This is a genomic window from Pseudoalteromonas sp. MSK9-3, assembly GCF_003590335.1.
Classification (GTDB): Bacteria; Pseudomonadota; Gammaproteobacteria; order Enterobacterales; family Alteromonadaceae; genus Pseudoalteromonas.
The window spans coordinates 84,314-99,555 of sequence record NZ_MIET01000011.1 but is presented as its reverse complement, the minus strand read 5'-3'; the positions used below and the strand labels follow the sequence as shown (position 1 = coordinate 99,555).

General features: G+C 41.6%; 13 protein-coding genes and 1 riboswitch. Of the genes, 8 read left to right on the top strand and 5 right to left on the bottom strand.

The window, feature by feature from the left end:
* Positions 1-47 precede the first annotated feature (47 nt).
* The gene (locus BGP78_RS04260) at positions 48-2,264 is read right to left on the bottom strand and encodes a DUF4955 domain-containing protein (RefSeq protein ID WP_119860244.1); all 2,217 of its coding nucleotides are present in this window, start codon (positions 2,262-2,264) and stop codon (positions 48-50) included.
* A 33-nt stretch (positions 2,265-2,297) separates the two neighbouring features.
* A complete protein-coding gene (locus tag BGP78_RS04255; protein ID WP_119860243.1) occupies positions 2,298-2,483 on the bottom strand; it encodes a hypothetical protein in 186 nt (61 codons plus the stop codon).
* Positions 2,484-2,560: 77 nt separating this feature from the next.
* Positions 2,561-2,648, bottom strand: a riboswitch (cyclic di-GMP riboswitch).
* 399 nt (positions 2,649-3,047) lie between these two features.
* On the opposite strand from BGP78_RS04255, the gene BGP78_RS04250 reads away from it, so the two are divergent.
* Both BGP78_RS04250 and BGP78_RS04245 read left to right on the top strand, forming a co-directional pair.
* Positions 3,048-4,130: a hypothetical protein gene (locus tag BGP78_RS04250; RefSeq protein WP_119860242.1), complete on the top strand. Its 1,083-nt coding sequence runs from the start codon at positions 3,048-3,050 to the stop codon at positions 4,128-4,130.
* A 58-nt stretch (positions 4,131-4,188) separates the two neighbouring features.
* A complete protein-coding gene (locus BGP78_RS04245) occupies positions 4,189-4,425 on the top strand; it encodes a PnuC protein (RefSeq protein WP_119860241.1) in 237 nt (78 codons plus the stop codon).
* A gap of 11 nt (positions 4,426-4,436) precedes the next feature.
* Here the strand turns inward: BGP78_RS04245 and BGP78_RS04240 are convergent, their stop codons facing one another.
* Positions 4,437-5,327 (bottom strand): LysR family transcriptional regulator, encoded by an 891-nt coding sequence (locus BGP78_RS04240; protein WP_119860240.1) that lies wholly within the window; start codon positions 5,325-5,327, stop codon positions 4,437-4,439.
* A 136-nt stretch (positions 5,328-5,463) separates the two neighbouring features.
* Here BGP78_RS04240 and hutH point away from each other — a divergent pair, with 136 nt between their 5' ends.
* From hutH to BGP78_RS04220, 4 genes are all read left to right on the top strand, one after another.
* Positions 5,464-6,957 carry a histidine ammonia-lyase gene (gene hutH, locus BGP78_RS04235; RefSeq protein WP_119860239.1) on the top strand — a complete coding sequence of 498 codons (1,494 nt, stop codon included), beginning with the start codon at positions 5,464-5,466 and terminating at the stop codon, positions 6,955-6,957.
* A gap of 11 nt (positions 6,958-6,968) precedes the next feature.
* On the top strand, positions 6,969-8,969 hold the full coding sequence (locus BGP78_RS04230; protein ID WP_119860238.1) for a urocanate hydratase: 2,001 nt from the start codon (positions 6,969-6,971) through the stop codon (positions 8,967-8,969).
* 359 nt (positions 8,970-9,328) lie between these two features.
* A complete protein-coding gene (locus BGP78_RS04225; protein WP_119860237.1) occupies positions 9,329-9,967 on the top strand; it encodes a hypothetical protein in 639 nt (212 codons plus the stop codon).
* A gap of 144 nt (positions 9,968-10,111) precedes the next feature.
* Positions 10,112-10,867 carry a viroplasmin family protein gene (locus tag BGP78_RS04220; protein WP_119860236.1) on the top strand — a complete coding sequence of 252 codons (756 nt, stop codon included), beginning with the start codon at positions 10,112-10,114 and terminating at the stop codon, positions 10,865-10,867.
* Positions 10,868-10,964: 97 nt separating this feature from the next.
* On the opposite strand, the gene BGP78_RS04215 is transcribed toward BGP78_RS04220, so the two are convergent.
* Positions 10,965-11,444, bottom strand: a complete 480-nt coding sequence (locus BGP78_RS04215; protein ID WP_119860235.1) for an acyl-CoA thioesterase — start codon at positions 11,442-11,444, stop codon at positions 10,965-10,967.
* A 130-nt stretch (positions 11,445-11,574) separates the two neighbouring features.
* Positions 11,575-13,224: an electron transfer flavoprotein-ubiquinone oxidoreductase gene (locus BGP78_RS04210; RefSeq protein WP_119860234.1), complete on the bottom strand. Its 1,650-nt coding sequence runs from the start codon at positions 13,222-13,224 to the stop codon at positions 11,575-11,577.
* A gap of 175 nt (positions 13,225-13,399) precedes the next feature.
* Here BGP78_RS04210 and BGP78_RS04205 point away from each other — a divergent pair, with 175 nt between their 5' ends.
* Entirely contained in the window at positions 13,400-14,152 is a 753-nt protein-coding gene (locus BGP78_RS04205) for an electron transfer flavoprotein subunit beta/FixA family protein (RefSeq protein WP_119860233.1), read from the top strand.
* Positions 14,149-15,075, top strand: coding sequence for an electron transfer flavoprotein subunit alpha/FixB family protein (locus BGP78_RS04200; protein WP_119860232.1), 927 nt, complete (start codon positions 14,149-14,151; stop codon positions 15,073-15,075). The genes BGP78_RS04205 and BGP78_RS04200 overlap by 4 nt, the downstream gene beginning before the upstream one ends.
* The last annotated feature ends 167 nt before the right edge of the window (positions 15,076-15,242 follow it).

Sequence of the window (15,242 nt, the reverse complement as noted above, 5' to 3'; positions counted from 1 at the left end):
CCCCTAAATGGGGCTTTTATAATACACGTGACTACGCATGTATGTCACTATTTGTATATTTTGATGTTGGCAACTTCTCCTATAAATGGGTAAGTATTCTTGGGTGTTGAACCAACGCTGAGAGGGACGTTATTACTTGGTGGCACGGTGACTTCTTTATAACCGATGAGTATGCCATCTATCGACAGGGACAATTTATTGCCATCTAGATGCATAACAAGTGTATGCCATTGCCCATCTCCATAGTTTTTGGCGTTAACACCCGACCCATTTACACGTGCACTGAGCACACCTTGTTTATTGACTTGAATGTAATAGGGGTTTTTAGTGCCATAATTATCTTTTGATATCATAAATCCAGTTTTATTTGGATTCCATGAGTCGTATTTGAAATCAAGCTCAATACGGCTGAGTGAATCAAAGTCTCCGAGTTCAATGCGTTCGCCTACGCCGTTAAAGCGGCCTATATGTTCGCCAACCAGTTGTGCTTCTTGGTCATGGCCAGATTGATCGCATAGTCTGTTTTTTAGGGTCCAGTAACCTATCAAGTTTTCAGCAATGACATGCGGCGCGCAATGTCGTTGTAGCAATTGGCTTTCATAAAGGCTGTGAACAGTCGCTGTGCTTTGAACAAATGCTTGTGGCGTATCTGGCAATGAACGGTCATATGTTTGTTGGCTTTCAAACTCAGAGAATGAAGGGCTTTTCATACCAACAACATAAGGCATGATCACACGGCCATATTTGCTGTCGTGACGCATGAATGCCCACTTTTCAGGCTGTTTGTTGTCGCTTGTATTTGTTACGTTCCAAAACACGAGGTGTTTGAGGTGATTGGGCTGACTGCTTACAGCGCCCCCCATAAAACCATAGTTCCAGCCTCCCACATTGTTTTCTATCAGGTTAGCGTATGGCATATCAGAATGTAAATTATGAAAACGGTTTGGAGCGTGGTAAGCATCTTTTATAACATTACCGACAGCTCTATGAGAAAACCCAGCGGCATGCCAGTGCTGCGCTGTATCATTGATATTTGAGGCGAGAATATGCGTTGAGGCATTTATATCTAAGCTCATATGACCCGGAGTGCCAGAAAAGGTTAAATTCTCTAATGTACTGGCAGCACCGTTAACAATAGATAGGCCTTGATTAAGGTTTTCAAATTGCACATTTCTCACCCAAGCGTTTGCCACGTTACTCAAGCGTAATGCACTCCACCCACCGTCATGTATTCCACTGGCGTGGTGTTTAAAGTCAGTATGCCAATTCCCTTTAATGGTCAGGTTTTCAATACCAATATGCTTTATGAACTGCGTCTTTTTCAACCCCCAATAACCATCTGCAGCGATATCATGATGTATGACTGCATCGAAAGTAATCAGGTCATTTTGGATGCTGAATATTTGGTGATACTCTTGAGAACGCAAGCCTTTGTTGATTTTTTTCCAGCTGCTATCTGCCTTGTAGGGGGACACGGCACCATCAATGGTCGCTTGTCTATTATCTAGCCTCGTTAACATCACCCACTGACCGACTTTTAAATTTCTGCTGTCATTTACAGAAATCGTTCGTGTTGAGGAGCGCAGATGAGAGGACTTAACCAGCGCAATAAATTTGTCGCCAGTTGGGGAAGTGTAGGGCTGAGGCACTCCTTTGACATTTGGGTCTCGGTTGTCGTAGTTGTAGCCAGCCTCAATCATGTAAGGGCTTGTCCACATTTTAGTTGGATAAATGAGATCTAAATGTTGGTCCATATAAAGTACCGTATCACGGCCACTGCCTTGTAATATCATGTTGGAACGAGACAGTTTTATGGTGGCGCTTTTTCTGCTTCTAACGCCAGTACTGGTATCTGAACCATCAATATTAGACACATCAGATGAATCATTAATGTGAAAGGTGCCTGTCGAAAATTTGATAATAGCGCCGGTTCCGCCTGCGTCTATGTATTGCTCTGCGGCTGCAATGGTATCGCGCATTGCCGCCTTATCAGAGACACTATCATTGGCTTGAGCGCCATAGCGTGTAACTTCAAATACCTTATAGCCCAGATCAGCTACGTCAGGAATAGGGGCATTTGCAAATTGATAACCCGCGTAAGAATAGTTACTCAGAATTTTATCGTCGTGTATTTGTGATGAAGGATCGCGTAAGTCTGATCCACTAATTCTGGTGTCTTGATAATTTTGCCAAAAGTTACTGGCATGAGATGCACTTGACGCAACCAACAAGCTTGCGACAAAAATTGAAATGGATGTTGTCATATATCACTCTAATCAGTTTGGGGGTTTGGAAAGCTAGTTACGTGTTTTGCCGTGTAATTTGTAGCAAATATCCATGCTTTTTGCTTCGCTAATAAAACCGCAATTAGGGTCTGATTTAGACACCGTAATTCCAGAACTTGAGAGTGAGATAAACCATGCAAAAATAAGCGCCATATTAATGATGGCGTACTTTTTATAAGGGGCTAAATTCATTTTCATATCGTACCTTTTATAAAGTAAAGTTTAGGCAGATACTGGCGAAATATTCCGTATCGAAATTCACCTATTCCATAAAGTGAAGCAACCCCGCTGTCGTGGAACAATAAGTTCTTTAGACCGGTGGCTTTGCGTCCTAAACTTTCGTTTAGTTTGCCAGTGACTACAACACATGGTTTCATGTGTGGCGAGCACTTTATAGGAAGGTTCCAATTTTTACAATGATAAATTTACGTATAAGCTCTAAATGATTGTGAGTAGGCTCAATTTAGTTATTTATCTACCACAATCATTATTGCTTACTCAGCGATAAGACAGCATCATGAATATTTATGTACTTTGAATTTTTCTGTGTGTTTTTACTGAATTTATGACTGTTCAAAGCATGAAATAGCCGTATGAATTACCAATAGTTAAAAACATAGACATTAAAAGTCATTGTTATTCATACTATTATTTATTTTTAGACGTGAATATTTTCTTAATATAGCCGCGAGCTGGTTGATCAGGGTCGTCTTTGCGAATTATCATTATTGCATGATGTATGGCTTTTTTAGGGATAGTTAAATGTTAAAATGGAACGTAATAGGCGTAATCTTTTACTTGTTATTAGGAATAATGACGGTAGTAAGCAAACAGGCAGCTTCAAACAGCAGTGAAAAGTTAACGACCAAACTTGAGACAGGCATGAATTGGCGCTCAGTAAAGCCTCTGCCAGTGGCATTACAAGAAGTTTATCCAGCTGAATTTAAAGGTCGTATATTTATCGCGGGTGCGTTTGAAAAAGTAAAACCTGCTCAAGCGACGTTAGCGCATCTAGCAGCGTCAGAAAAAACCTATATCTATGATGACATGACTAAAGAGTGGCTCCTTGGACCTAACCTGCCAGAGCCGCGCCATCACTTAGGCTTGGTGAGCAACAATAACATGTTATACGCCATAGGCGGGTTCGATGCATCCAAGGAAAACGCGTGGATGGTAAAAAATTCAGTGTATATATATCAGGAAGACAGTCTCAAATGGCGACGAGGGCCAGATTTACCGATCCCACAAGGAGAGTCTGTTTATGGTGTGGTTAATGATGAAGTACACGTTGCTGGTGGAAGAACGTTGGTTGATGGGCAGCTGGTTGACACAGATAAACACTGGGTGTTGAGAAATAAAAAGTGGGAGTCAGCCGCTCCTTTACCACTGGCAAGCAACTCTGCGGCGTCTGTTACCCTTGATAATGAATGGTACGTGATGGGCGGGCGCATTAATGCACTCGACTATAAAAACTTGGCAACACTGCATAAGTACGATGCCTCGTCAGATAGCTGGGTGAAATTAGCGTCTATGCCACAGGCAAGCGCTGGGTTAGCGGCTGCCGTAATTAACAAGCGCATTTATGTATTTGGTGGTGAAGAATATACCTATGTTTATGATAAAGAAAATAAAAAAACCATGAAAACTCGCACGTTTGATGATGTATGGCGTTACGACGTAAACCAAGATGTATGGGTCACAGAGTCAGTTAAAATGGGCTCTACACTTCATGGGTTGGGCGCTGTGACAGTTAATAACGAAGTGTATATTTTGGGTGGCGCAGTGAAAGCGGGTGCGACCGGTACGTCTAATAAGGTTGAAGTGCTGTCAGTATTGCAACGATGAGAGTGTGGCACTTAAAACGTCAGTGACGCGCTATTTATTAAAATAAAAGAGAGTATAAATGAGCAGTATATTCGCACACTATGGAGTAGATTGGTTCGCAATGGCGCTGAGTTTGTATGCAGCTTATTTATTAGGTAACAAGCAAAAGCTGGGATTTATCGTGTTTGCCGCATCAAATATTATCTGGATTGTTTTAGGTATATTTTTTATGTCGAGTATGGGGATGGCGCTTGGTAATTTTGCATTTTTTCTCATAAATGTAAGAGGTTTTATTAGCTGGAATAAAACCTCGTAATAATAGCCAAATCAGTGGCAGCGTTTAATTTCGTCAATTAGTGCTGTTGCCAGTGGGGAACTTATACTGTTCTTTGAGGTTATAAGCGCAACGGGTATTTGGTAAAAGTACTTGTTGGGTAAAATAGGTTTAAATAGGCCTTTATCGACCCAGTAGCTTGCGTAGTGCTCGGGTAAGTAACCGATAAACTCACCGGATAATATTAAGTGTGCAATGCCTTCATCATGATAGGCAATCGCACTGTTTTGATAATTAAGGCCGTCATTACGCGTTTCTTTATCTCGCATATAGTTGCTGGTAATGACTTCAGCGTCGCTGAGGAGTTGTTCGATCGCAGTTTCGTGACAATTAAATAATGGATGACCGGCCGCACAATATAAATAGTTATTCTCGTTATGCAGCGGGTAGTAATCCAGTCCACGAATATGATGACGGCTTACGCCAAGCCCTATTAATGACCGGCCATTGATCACGGATGTTTCAACTTCGCGTGCCTCACAGACGTTTATATCAAATTGAAGTTTGTCACTTTTCGCTTTGAGTGCTGAAATGGCACGAGCAACGCCACACCTAGGATCACTCACCATTGTATCTATTATTGCGATAGTGACACGCCCAGATAGTTCATTTTTCGAACTGGCTATGGTGGTAGTGAAGGCCTCACATTGCTGGAGTAGCTCCAATGACGCTTGATAAGTAATTCGCCCAGACTCGGTGAGTTCGAAGCCGCTTCGGCCGCGTTTGCAGAGTTTAATACCGAGCCTGACTTCCAGATCAGATAGGTGGGAGCTAATGGTTGAGCGCCCGATATTTAAACGTGACTCTGCCGCAGATAAGCCGCCACACTCTACGATAGCAACAAAAATTCTTAAGAGTCTTAGATCAACATCATGAACTTGCATGGCACTCGTCTTTATTAAGTTCGATAAAATCGGAATGAATGTCGATTATTATGCATTTATGAAACATCAATCGCAAGTTAGCATAGTAAAAATATAAGCGTATATGTGCGCAAGAAGTTGATATATGGAGAATAAAATGATGTTTAAGTATGGTGTAGATCGCCTAGATGTTAACATGGTGAATGCCATTGCCGATGGCAGTGTAAAAGCTCATTTGTGTCAAGAAGCCTTAGATAAAGTAAATAAAAGTCGCCAAAATGTTGATAAAATGGCGAGCTCAGATAAAGCTATTTATGGTATTAATACGGGTTTTGGGCCTCTATGCGATACGCAAATATCTCCTGAAGAAACACATTTACTCCAAAAGAACCTTTTGATCACGCACGCGGTTGGTGTGGGTGAACCAATTGCTAAACCTATTTCAAAATTAATGCTCATTACTAAAGTCCATGCCCTGAGTCAGGGGTTTTCAGGGATCCGTCTTGACGTTATTCAAAGAATGTTGGCATTTATTGATTTAGACCTTATCCCTGTGGTGCCGGAGCAAGGTTCAGTTGGCGCATCAGGTGATTTAGCTCCTTTGTCTCATCTGTTTTTACCTTTAATAGGTGAGGGCGAACTTTGGCAAAATGGCGAAGTAGTCCCCGCAGCTCCGTTGTTGCGTGAACATGGTTTAGCGCCATTAGAGTTGCACGCCAAAGAAGGGCTTGCACTGATTAATGGTACGCAATTTATTTTGTCTCACGCGATCACTGCATTAACGAAAATGCGTTATTTGCTGGACTTAGCCGATATAACCGGTGCAATGAGTATTGAAGGTATGCAGGGCAGTGAGTCACCATTTAGAGCTGAACTACATGAGATCCGTGCATTTGTGGGCAACGTTGAAGTGGCTAAGAGGATGCGTCGCTTTTTCAACGGATCAGAAAACATGGCCGCCCATCAAGGGTGTGACCGTGTTCAAGACCCTTATTCGCTGCGCTGTATTCCGCAGGTACATGGCGCATCACGCAATGCGTATTATCATTTAAAAGAAATGGCTGAGATAGAAATGAACTCAGTGACAGATAACCCAATCGTTGTTAGCGCCGAAGAAGCAATTTCTGGAGGTGGTTTTCATGGTCAACCGCTGGCTATGGTGCTCGATTATGCGTCAATTGCGGCGTCAGAATTAGGTAATATTTCAGATAGACGCTGTTATTTGTTACTAGAGGGGTTACATGGATTACCTAGGTTATTAACTAGCTCAGGTGGGTTAAATTCAGGCATGATGATCCCACAGTATGCCACAGCTGCACTTGTTACTGAGAATAAGTCTCTGTGCTTCCCGCCATCTGCCGATAGCGTTCCTACTTCAATGGGTCAGGAAGACCATGTTTCAATGGGTAGTATTTCTGGGCGCAAACTTAATCAAATACTAGGCAATATCGAAAAAATATTTGCGATAGAATTGATGTATGCAGCACAAGCAATTGAATTTAGACGGCCGAATAAATGTTCAGACATAATTGAGCAAAACCTAAAAGTGATCCGAGAAAAAGTGGCAAAATTAGAAGAAGACAGATTACTTAAACCTGATATTGATGCCATGATCACCTTAGTTAAAACACAAGCATTTACTGTAAATTAAGAGGGATAGCGATGAATTTTCAAGAATTAATTAAACAAGGCATTCCATCAGAGCTTCCGCCGCTAAAGCCGTATCCAAGTGATGCGAACAGAGCGCCAAAACGTAAAGATATTTTGAGTGCTGATGAAAAGCAATTAGCAGTAAGAAATGCGCTGCGCTACTTCCCCAAAGAGTGGCATAAAGAGTTAGCTCATGAATTCGCTCAAGAGCTTAAAGACTTTGGCCGCATTTACATGTATCGCTTTAAGCCTAATTACGACCTTAAGGCCCGTTCAGTTGGGGATTATCCAGCACAGTGTGAGCAAGCAGCTGCAATCATGCTAATGGTTGATAATAACTTAGATCCGGCGGTTGCCCAGCACCCTGAAGAGTTAATCACTTACGGTGGTAATGGCGCTGTTTTTCAAAACTGGGCGCAATATTTACTGGCAATGAAGTATTTAAGTGAAATGCAAAGTGATCAAACACTGCATATCTATTCAGGCCACCCTATGGGTCTGTTTCCATCGTCTGAAGATGCCCCGCGCGTTGTAGTGACCAATGGTATGATGATCCCTAATTATTCTAAGCCGGATGATTGGGAAAAGTTTAACGCCTTGGGTGTGACACAGTATGGGCAAATGACCGCCGGTTCATTTATGTATATTGGCCCACAGGGCATTGTACATGGCACGACAATTACAGTGATGAATGCGTTTCGCAAAGTATTGAACAAGGGAGAGACCTCACAAGGTAAGATATTCCTAACCGCAGGACTTGGGGGCATGAGTGGTGCACAGCCTAAAGCAGGTAACATTGCAAAATGTATTACGGTATGTGCAGAGGTAAACCCAAAAGCGGCGACTAAGCGGCATCAACAAGGGTGGGTTGATGAGCTTATTGATAATATGGACGAGCTAATTGCGCGTTTAAAAGTAGCGCAAGCCAATGAGGAGGTCGTGTCTATTGCTTACATTGGCAATGTTGTTGATGTATGGGAAGCGTTTTATGAACACGATATTTTTGTGCATTTAGGATCAGACCAAACTTCATTACATAACCCGTGGTCAGGTGGTTATTACCCTACAGATATTAGCTATGATGAAGCAAATCGTTTGATCAGAGAAGAGCCTGAGGTATTTAAAAATAAAGTTCAAGCGACGCTTAAGCGCCATGCTGATATTGTGAATAAACATACAGCAAAAGGAACTTACTTTTTTGATTATGGCAATGCATTTTTACTCGAATCTTCTCGTGCTGGCGGAGAGGTGATGGCTGATAATGGCATAGACTTTAAATACCCATCCTACGTGCAAGATATTTTAGGACCGATGTGTTTTGACTATGGTTTTGGACCATTCCGCTGGGTATGCGCGTCTGGGAAACCAGAAGATTTAGACAAAACAGATACAATTGCAGCTAATGTGTTGAATAAACTTATGGAAGAGTCGCCAGAAGAAATTCAACAGCAAATGCAAGATAACATCACTTGGATCAACAATGCCAAACAGAATAAGTTGGTGGTCGGTTCTCAAGCGCGGATTTTGTATGCAGATGCACAGGGCCGCATAGAAATTGCGAAAGCTTTTAATGATGCCATTAACCGTGGTGAGATAGGGCCTGTGGTCTTAGGGCGTGACCACCATGATGTAAGTGGTACAGATTCACCATTTAGAGAAACCTCAAACATTTATGATGGTAGCCGTTTTACTGCTGATATGGCAATTCACAATGTTATCGGTGATAGTTTTAGGGGCGCAACATGGGTGTCAATCCATAATGGCGGCGGGGTTGGTTGGGGTGAAGTCACCAATGGCGGCTTTGGCATGCTGTTAGATGGCACACCCGCTGCAGAACGTCGTTTGAAATCAATGTTACTCTTTGATGTTAATAATGGTATTGCACGACGTAGTTGGGCACGTAATGATGAAGCTGACTTTGCGATTAAACGAGAAATGGCACGTACACCTAAATTAAAAGTGACGCTGGCAAATCGAGTTGATGATGAGCTGTTAGACAGCCTATCGTTCTAATTAAGTTATCGTTATTTCGACAGTGACTCTATTGCGAGTCGCTGTCGAGTTGGTTTACAGCGATATGTTCACAAGATAAATTTGGGGTTTACTGCGCTTCACTATCTACAATTAAATAAAAATTACCGGTCTACGTGGTTTGTTCTTCGGTCACTCCCTATAAAATACACGCAACTCCCTTATGCAATCATTGTTGGCTTTTGGTATTTCTCGTCAACAAGCTTCTCTTAAGTACTAGCCATTATTTAATAAATTAAATCAGTAGTTTACTTTCTTTTTATTATTAAATAGAGTGCTCGTGAAAATTGACAAAAGAGTTGTGACAACAGGATGTGTTGCGCAATTGGAATACGAGCATTATGAAGAAAATACTGTTGATATTGTTGGGTGTTATAGGGGGACTTTATTATTTAAATATGCAAATCGCCGATAGCATAGAAGGTAATTCTGATGTTGATAATGTATCAGAAACGCTTGATAGTAAGCTGGTAGATACTGCTCAAATAGCATCAGATAATAAACATTACGCTAAGAATACAGTTAAAGACGATGACCGTCAGCCTGCAAAACTTGAAACGGATCCCAGCGTTCAGAATGTTGACCCTAAGACGATATCTGAATCAAAGGGATTGTCTAATAAGGCAGTAAACCGCGTTGTAAGTAATGAAGTCAGCGCTTCACAAGTGCAAGCGTTGTTCGAAAGGGAAGAAATTCATGCTGAGCTTGCTCATTACTATGAATTCAACATTTATAAAACGTTTTTTGCGGATAAAAATTCAGACATCGATGTATCTCGGATTGAATGTAGAACATCGTTGTGTAAGATTACCATAAATGCTGCTGGCAAAGATAAGACAGTACAAGGCACTAAAGTATCGGCTGTATTATCTGAAACACCTTGGAGTAAAGGGGCGTCAACTTACATACACTATGGTGCGTCTGGCAACAGCGTTGTAGTCATGCTCTCAGTGTACGGTGATATCTCGGATAAAATATGACAGCTTTTGTTCGATAAGACCGCATCGTTTACGGCAAGTACATAGACCGTTTCTATACTGTTAGAGTTGGTTGTGTAAAAACTAGATATACTAGGGACATGCTGGCTCCCGGTATTATCAATTAAGTATAAAGAGATTAGAACATTGGCGAAAAAATACTATGTCGTTTGGAAAGGGCATCAAAGTGGAATATTTACAACATGGCTTGCCTGTAAAGCTCAAGTTGACGGCTTCTCGGGGGCAAAATATAAGTCTTTTCCGAGCTTAGCGGAGGCAGAACAGGCATTTAGCGGTCAGCAGACGTCAAATAGCAGTGATAAAGCGCATAGTGGACCTAAGAAAAAGGAGGTGCCGCTGTCTCAGTCAGACATTGCAAACATGCCATTTGACATTAAAGTGTTCACTGATGGGGGCTGTGAGCCCAATCCCGGTGAAGCGGGGACTGGGGTTGCGGTATATGAAAATAATAAACTGAGTGCGCTTTGGTATGGGCTATATCACCCAAAAGGCACTAATAATACGGCTGAACTTCAAGGTCTCATGCAAGCATTACTCCTGGCTAAAGCATATTTATCTAAAGGTCAGTCGGTAGCGATTTATTGTGACTCTAAATATTCCATTGATTGTATTACTAAATGGGCTGTAGGTTGGGAGAAAAAAGGTTGGGTTAAACCAAGTGGTGAAATTAAAAACTTAGACCTTATTAAGCGTGCCTATTCGCTATACCAAACGTTATCGTCAGCTATAAAAATTTACCATGTTAATGGTCATGTGGGTATTGAAGGAAATGAGCTTGCAGACAGGATGTCGATCTTAGCCATTGATTCTAAGAACCCAGACTTTGTAAGATACTCTGAGGATTTTGATATTCCAGCAATATTGGCATTGAGGACCGGTTAAATTAATGCATGCAACATGACCATGTAGCTAGGTTAAACAGCGTCTTAAACAACAAACTGGGTTAACCCAGTTTGTTTATATACTAAAGTTAATAGCCTTATTCATCTTCAATAGTACGATGTAATAAAGACTCTGTTTCAATGGCTATTTCCTTCATTTTGATCGCGTAAAGTTGTAACTTTTTTTCATCTTCAGTGGATGGCTCAAATAATGGCACGGGGATGGGGTAACCAGCTTGGTCCATCGCGATAAAACTTATCACGCAATGGTTGCTTTCAGTTAAGACTTGCTTTTGGGGGTCACCACATTTAACACTTACAAAAATCTGCATACTTGTCTTGCCCGTATGAGCGATTTGTGCTGATACTTCAACAATTTGACCGACAAGAATAGGGCGCTTGAACCTTACCCCTGCAACTGATACCGTGACTGAGTAGCTGCCACTCCACCCGGCAGCACAAGCGTAACCTGCTTGGTCAATCCACTTCATGACAATACCGCCATGTACTTTACCGCCAAAGTTTACATCGGTAGGCTCAGCCAAAAACCGAAATACCACTTCTGAATTACGTGCCATATATTGCCCCTTATACCTAAAGTATTATTCAAGTATATGCAAAATTTAGATTTTTGCGTTTTCTTTTATGGCAAATAAAAAGGGCCGTGTGGCCCCTGCAGATTGGAATTTAAGTTATGTAGTGCTGTGATTACATATTTGGATAGTTTGGCCCGCCAGCACCTTCTGGGGTTACCCAAGTGATATTTTGGCTAGGATCTTTAATATCGCATGTTTTACAGTGCACGCAGTTTTGGGCATTGATCACAAACTTCGGTTGCTGGTTGTCATCTTTTGTCACTTCATAAACGCCGGCAGGGCAGTAACGTTGAGCTGGCTCTGCAAATCTAGCAAGATTAACATCAATTGGAATAGACGTATCAGCAAGCTGTAAGTGACATGGTTGAGATTCTTCATGATTAGTATTCGATAAGAATACAGAAGATAGCTTATCAAAACTGAGCTTACCATCGGGTTTTGGGTAATCAATGAACAGTGAACTAATGGCGGGCTGTAACACGGCGTGATCATGGTAATTATCTTTAAATGTAAAAGGCAAGGCACCATTAAACAGATTTTGATCGACTGTATTATATGCGCCTCCTAGGATCTTACCGAACTTATGAATAACAGGGCCAAAATTACGAGATTGATAGAGTTCGTCGTATACCCAGCTTGATTTAAATCTGTGTGTAAAATCAGTTAAGTCGGTTGAGGGGGAATCGCTGGCGAGTGCGTCTACAATACTATCAGCTGCAAGCATGCCTGATTTCATCGCGGTGTGATTTCCCTTGATTTTGGCAAAATTCAGAGTGCCTGCATCACAGCCAATCAACAAGCCACCAGGGAAGTGCATTTTAGGTAATGAATGAAACCCACCTTTGGCAATTGCGCGCGCGCCATATGAAATACGTTCTGCACCTTCTAATGTCGCTTTAAACACCGGATGATGTTTCATACGTTGAAACTCGTCGAAGGGGCTGAGGTATGGATTGGTATAATTTAGATCAACAATTAACCCGACAACAACCTGATTATTTTCCGCGTGATACATAAATGAACCACCCGATGTCTCTTTATCAAGTGGCCAACCTGTTCCGTGCACAACAGTGCCTTCCTTGTGTTGTTCTGGAGGTACTTGCCATATTTCCTTGAAGCCTAGTCCATAATGTTGCGGTGTTGCATCTTGATCAAGGTTAAATTTTTTGATTAGTTGCTTGCCCAAATGCCCGCGGCAACCTTCAGCAAAAACGGTGTACTTAGCACGTAATTCCATTCCGGGCATATAACTGTCTTTGGGTTGGCCGTCATTTGCTACGCCCATATCACCGGTGATAATACCTTTGACTTCATCGTTTTCTAAAATGAGTGAGTGGGCACTGAATCCGGGAAAAATTTCTACGCCTAAATTTTCGGCTTGTTCGGCTAACCATCTACACACATTACCCATTGAAACGATATAATTTCCGTGGTTTTTAAATGTTTTTGGGACAGCTATGTGCGGGATAGAGATGGATTTTTCTTCAGTTTGGAATAAGTAAATATCATCGTGAGTGACTTCAGTTGTGACAGGGGCGCCTAATTCCTTCCAATTTGGAACTAGTTCATCGAGTGCTTTTGTTTCCAAAACAGCTCCAGACAAAATGTGCGCGCCAACTTCTGAGCCTTTCTCAACGACACAAATCATGAGTTCTTGTTGTTTTTCTTGTGCTTGTTGAGCAAGTCTAATGGCGCAAGAAAGCCCTGCTGGGCCCGCTCCAACTATGACTACATCGAATTCCATGGTTTCACGTTCAACCATAATTACCTCATTATCTGTGACGGTATATTAACTAAAGAACGACTTTAGTTTTTATTAAGTTAAACTAAGGTTATTTTAGGTTGACGTTTACGTCAACAGGAAGTAGTCTGAATCCATAAAATAAATATGTTGACGTTGGCGTCAGCGTTATGAATAACCATATGACGGAGTAACTATGAAAGTACTTGTGCCAATCAAGCGCGTGATTGACTACAACGTAAAGGCAAGAGTCAAGCCTGATAACACTGATGTTGATTTAACCAATGTTAAAATGGCAATGAACCCTTTTTGTGAGATTGCAGTAGAAGAAGCGATCCGTTTAAAAGAAGCGGGTAGCGCTTCTGAAGTAATCGTGGTGTCTATTGGTGATAAAGCATGCCAAGAGCAATTACGCACGGCACTAGCTCTTGGTGCTGATAAGGCAATTCATGTTCAGACGGATGCAAAACTTGAGTCGTTACATGTTGCAAAATTACTCGCTAAACTTGTTGAGCAGCAGCAACCTGAACTGGTTATTTTAGGTAAGCAATCGATTGATTCTGACAATAATCAGACAGGGCAAATGCTTGCAGCGCTCACCAAGCGAAGTCAAGGTACGTTTGCGTCTAAGGTTGTGATAGAAGATGGCAAAGCGCAAGTGACCCGAGAAGTTGATGGTGGGTTACAAACCGTGTCATTAACGCTTCCTGCGATTGTGACAACGGATTTAAGACTTAATGAACCTCGTTATGCGTCTTTACCTAATATAATGAAAGCAAAACGTAAGCCATTAGAAACCATTGAAGCCCAGTCGCTTAATGTTGACTTGTCACCACGTATTGAATTAGTAAAAGTCGAAGAGCCTAGCAAGCGAGAAGCGGGCGTTATGGTTGAAAGTGTGGATGAATTAGTAACGAAGTTGAAAACTGAAGCAAAGGTGATTTCATGAACGTATTAGTTATTGCTGAACATGATAACGGTCAACTTAAGTCTGAAACGTCAAAAGTTGTTAATGCAGCAACAAAAGTGGCCACAAATATAGACGTTTTAATAGCAGGGCATAATGTAGGTGAAGCAGCTAAGTCTGCGAGTGAAATCAGTGGTGTCACCAAGGTTCGTGTTGTTGACAACGCCGGATTTGAGCACCAACTTGCTGAAAATACTGCTGATTTGGTTGTTGAAATCGCTGGAAGTTACTCACACATTTTTGCCAGTGCATCAACAACAGGAAAAAATATTTTACCCCGTGTATCTGCATTATTGGATAAATCGCAAATTTCTGAAATTATTGAAGTTGTTGATGGCGATACATTTAAAAGACCCATTTATGCTGGCAACGCAATTGCGACCGTCAAGTCTTTAGATGAGACTAAAGTGATCACGGTTCGTGCAAGTGCATTTGACAGTCAGGGAAGCCAAAGTCCTTGTGAAGTAGACTCGTTGGCAATAGAGATTGAAAATGGGCTAAGTGAGTTTGTCAGCATTGAACAAACAGAGTCTGAGCGACCTGAATTGAATGCAGCACCAGTTGTTATCTCTGGCGGTAGAGGAATGCAAAATGGCGAAAACTTTGCGTTATTAAACGGTATTGCAGATAAGTTGGGCGCAGCGATAGGCGCTTCTCGTGCAGCTGTTGATGCTGGGTTTGTGCCTAATGATATGCAAGTCGGGCAAACAGGTAAAATTGTAGCGCCAGATCTATATATTGCCGTAGGCATAAGTGGTGCTATTCAGCATCTAGCTGGTATGAAAGATTCAAAAGTCATTGTTGCAATAAATAAGGACCCAGATGCACCTATTTTTCAGGTTGCCGATTATGGTTTGGTCGCTGATTTATTTGATGTGCTTCCGGAGCTTGAAACTGCATTGTAAACGATGAAAATCTAAAATTCTGATTGTTAAGCCGCTGTGCCTTCGGGCCACGGCTTTTTTTTTCTTTATCTATACTCTCTCGTTATTTCTATATAGTCACCCTCTAAAACCCGTCAGTTATCTGGTCCTTACATCGATGTAAACTGTGTTTATTATTGGCAAATTAT

What these genes read in the sequence shown, in the direction of transcription:
- BGP78_RS04225 (WP_119860237.1), top strand. Translation starts at nt 9,329, where the DNA reads ATGAAGAAAATACTGTTGATATTGTTGGGTGTTATAGGGGGACTTTAT.
- BGP78_RS04205 (WP_119860233.1), top strand. Translation starts at nt 13,400, where the DNA reads ATGAAAGTACTTGTGCCAATCAAGCGCGTGATTGACTACAACGTAAAG.
- BGP78_RS04200 (WP_119860232.1), top strand. Translation starts at nt 14,149, where the DNA reads ATGAACGTATTAGTTATTGCTGAACATGATAACGGTCAACTTAAGTCT.
- BGP78_RS04245 (WP_119860241.1), top strand. Translation starts at nt 4,189, where the DNA reads ATGAGCAGTATATTCGCACACTATGGAGTAGATTGGTTCGCAATGGCG.
- BGP78_RS04240 (WP_119860240.1), bottom strand. Translation starts at nt 5,327, where the DNA reads ATGCAAGTTCATGATGTTGATCTAAGACTCTTAAGAATTTTTGTTGCT.
- BGP78_RS04215 (WP_119860235.1), bottom strand. Translation starts at nt 11,444, where the DNA reads ATGGCACGTAATTCAGAAGTGGTATTTCGGTTTTTGGCTGAGCCTACC.
- BGP78_RS04230 (WP_119860238.1), top strand. Translation starts at nt 6,969, where the DNA reads ATGAATTTTCAAGAATTAATTAAACAAGGCATTCCATCAGAGCTTCCG.
- BGP78_RS04260 (WP_119860244.1), bottom strand. Translation starts at nt 2,264, where the DNA reads ATGACAACATCCATTTCAATTTTTGTCGCAAGCTTGTTGGTTGCGTCA.
- BGP78_RS04250 (WP_119860242.1), top strand. Translation starts at nt 3,048, where the DNA reads ATGTTAAAATGGAACGTAATAGGCGTAATCTTTTACTTGTTATTAGGA.
- BGP78_RS04210 (WP_119860234.1), bottom strand. Translation starts at nt 13,224, where the DNA reads ATGGTTGAACGTGAAACCATGGAATTCGATGTAGTCATAGTTGGAGCG.
- hutH (WP_119860239.1), top strand. Translation starts at nt 5,464, where the DNA reads ATGATGTTTAAGTATGGTGTAGATCGCCTAGATGTTAACATGGTGAAT.
- BGP78_RS04255 (WP_119860243.1), bottom strand. Translation starts at nt 2,483, where the DNA reads ATGAAAATGAATTTAGCCCCTTATAAAAAGTACGCCATCATTAATATG.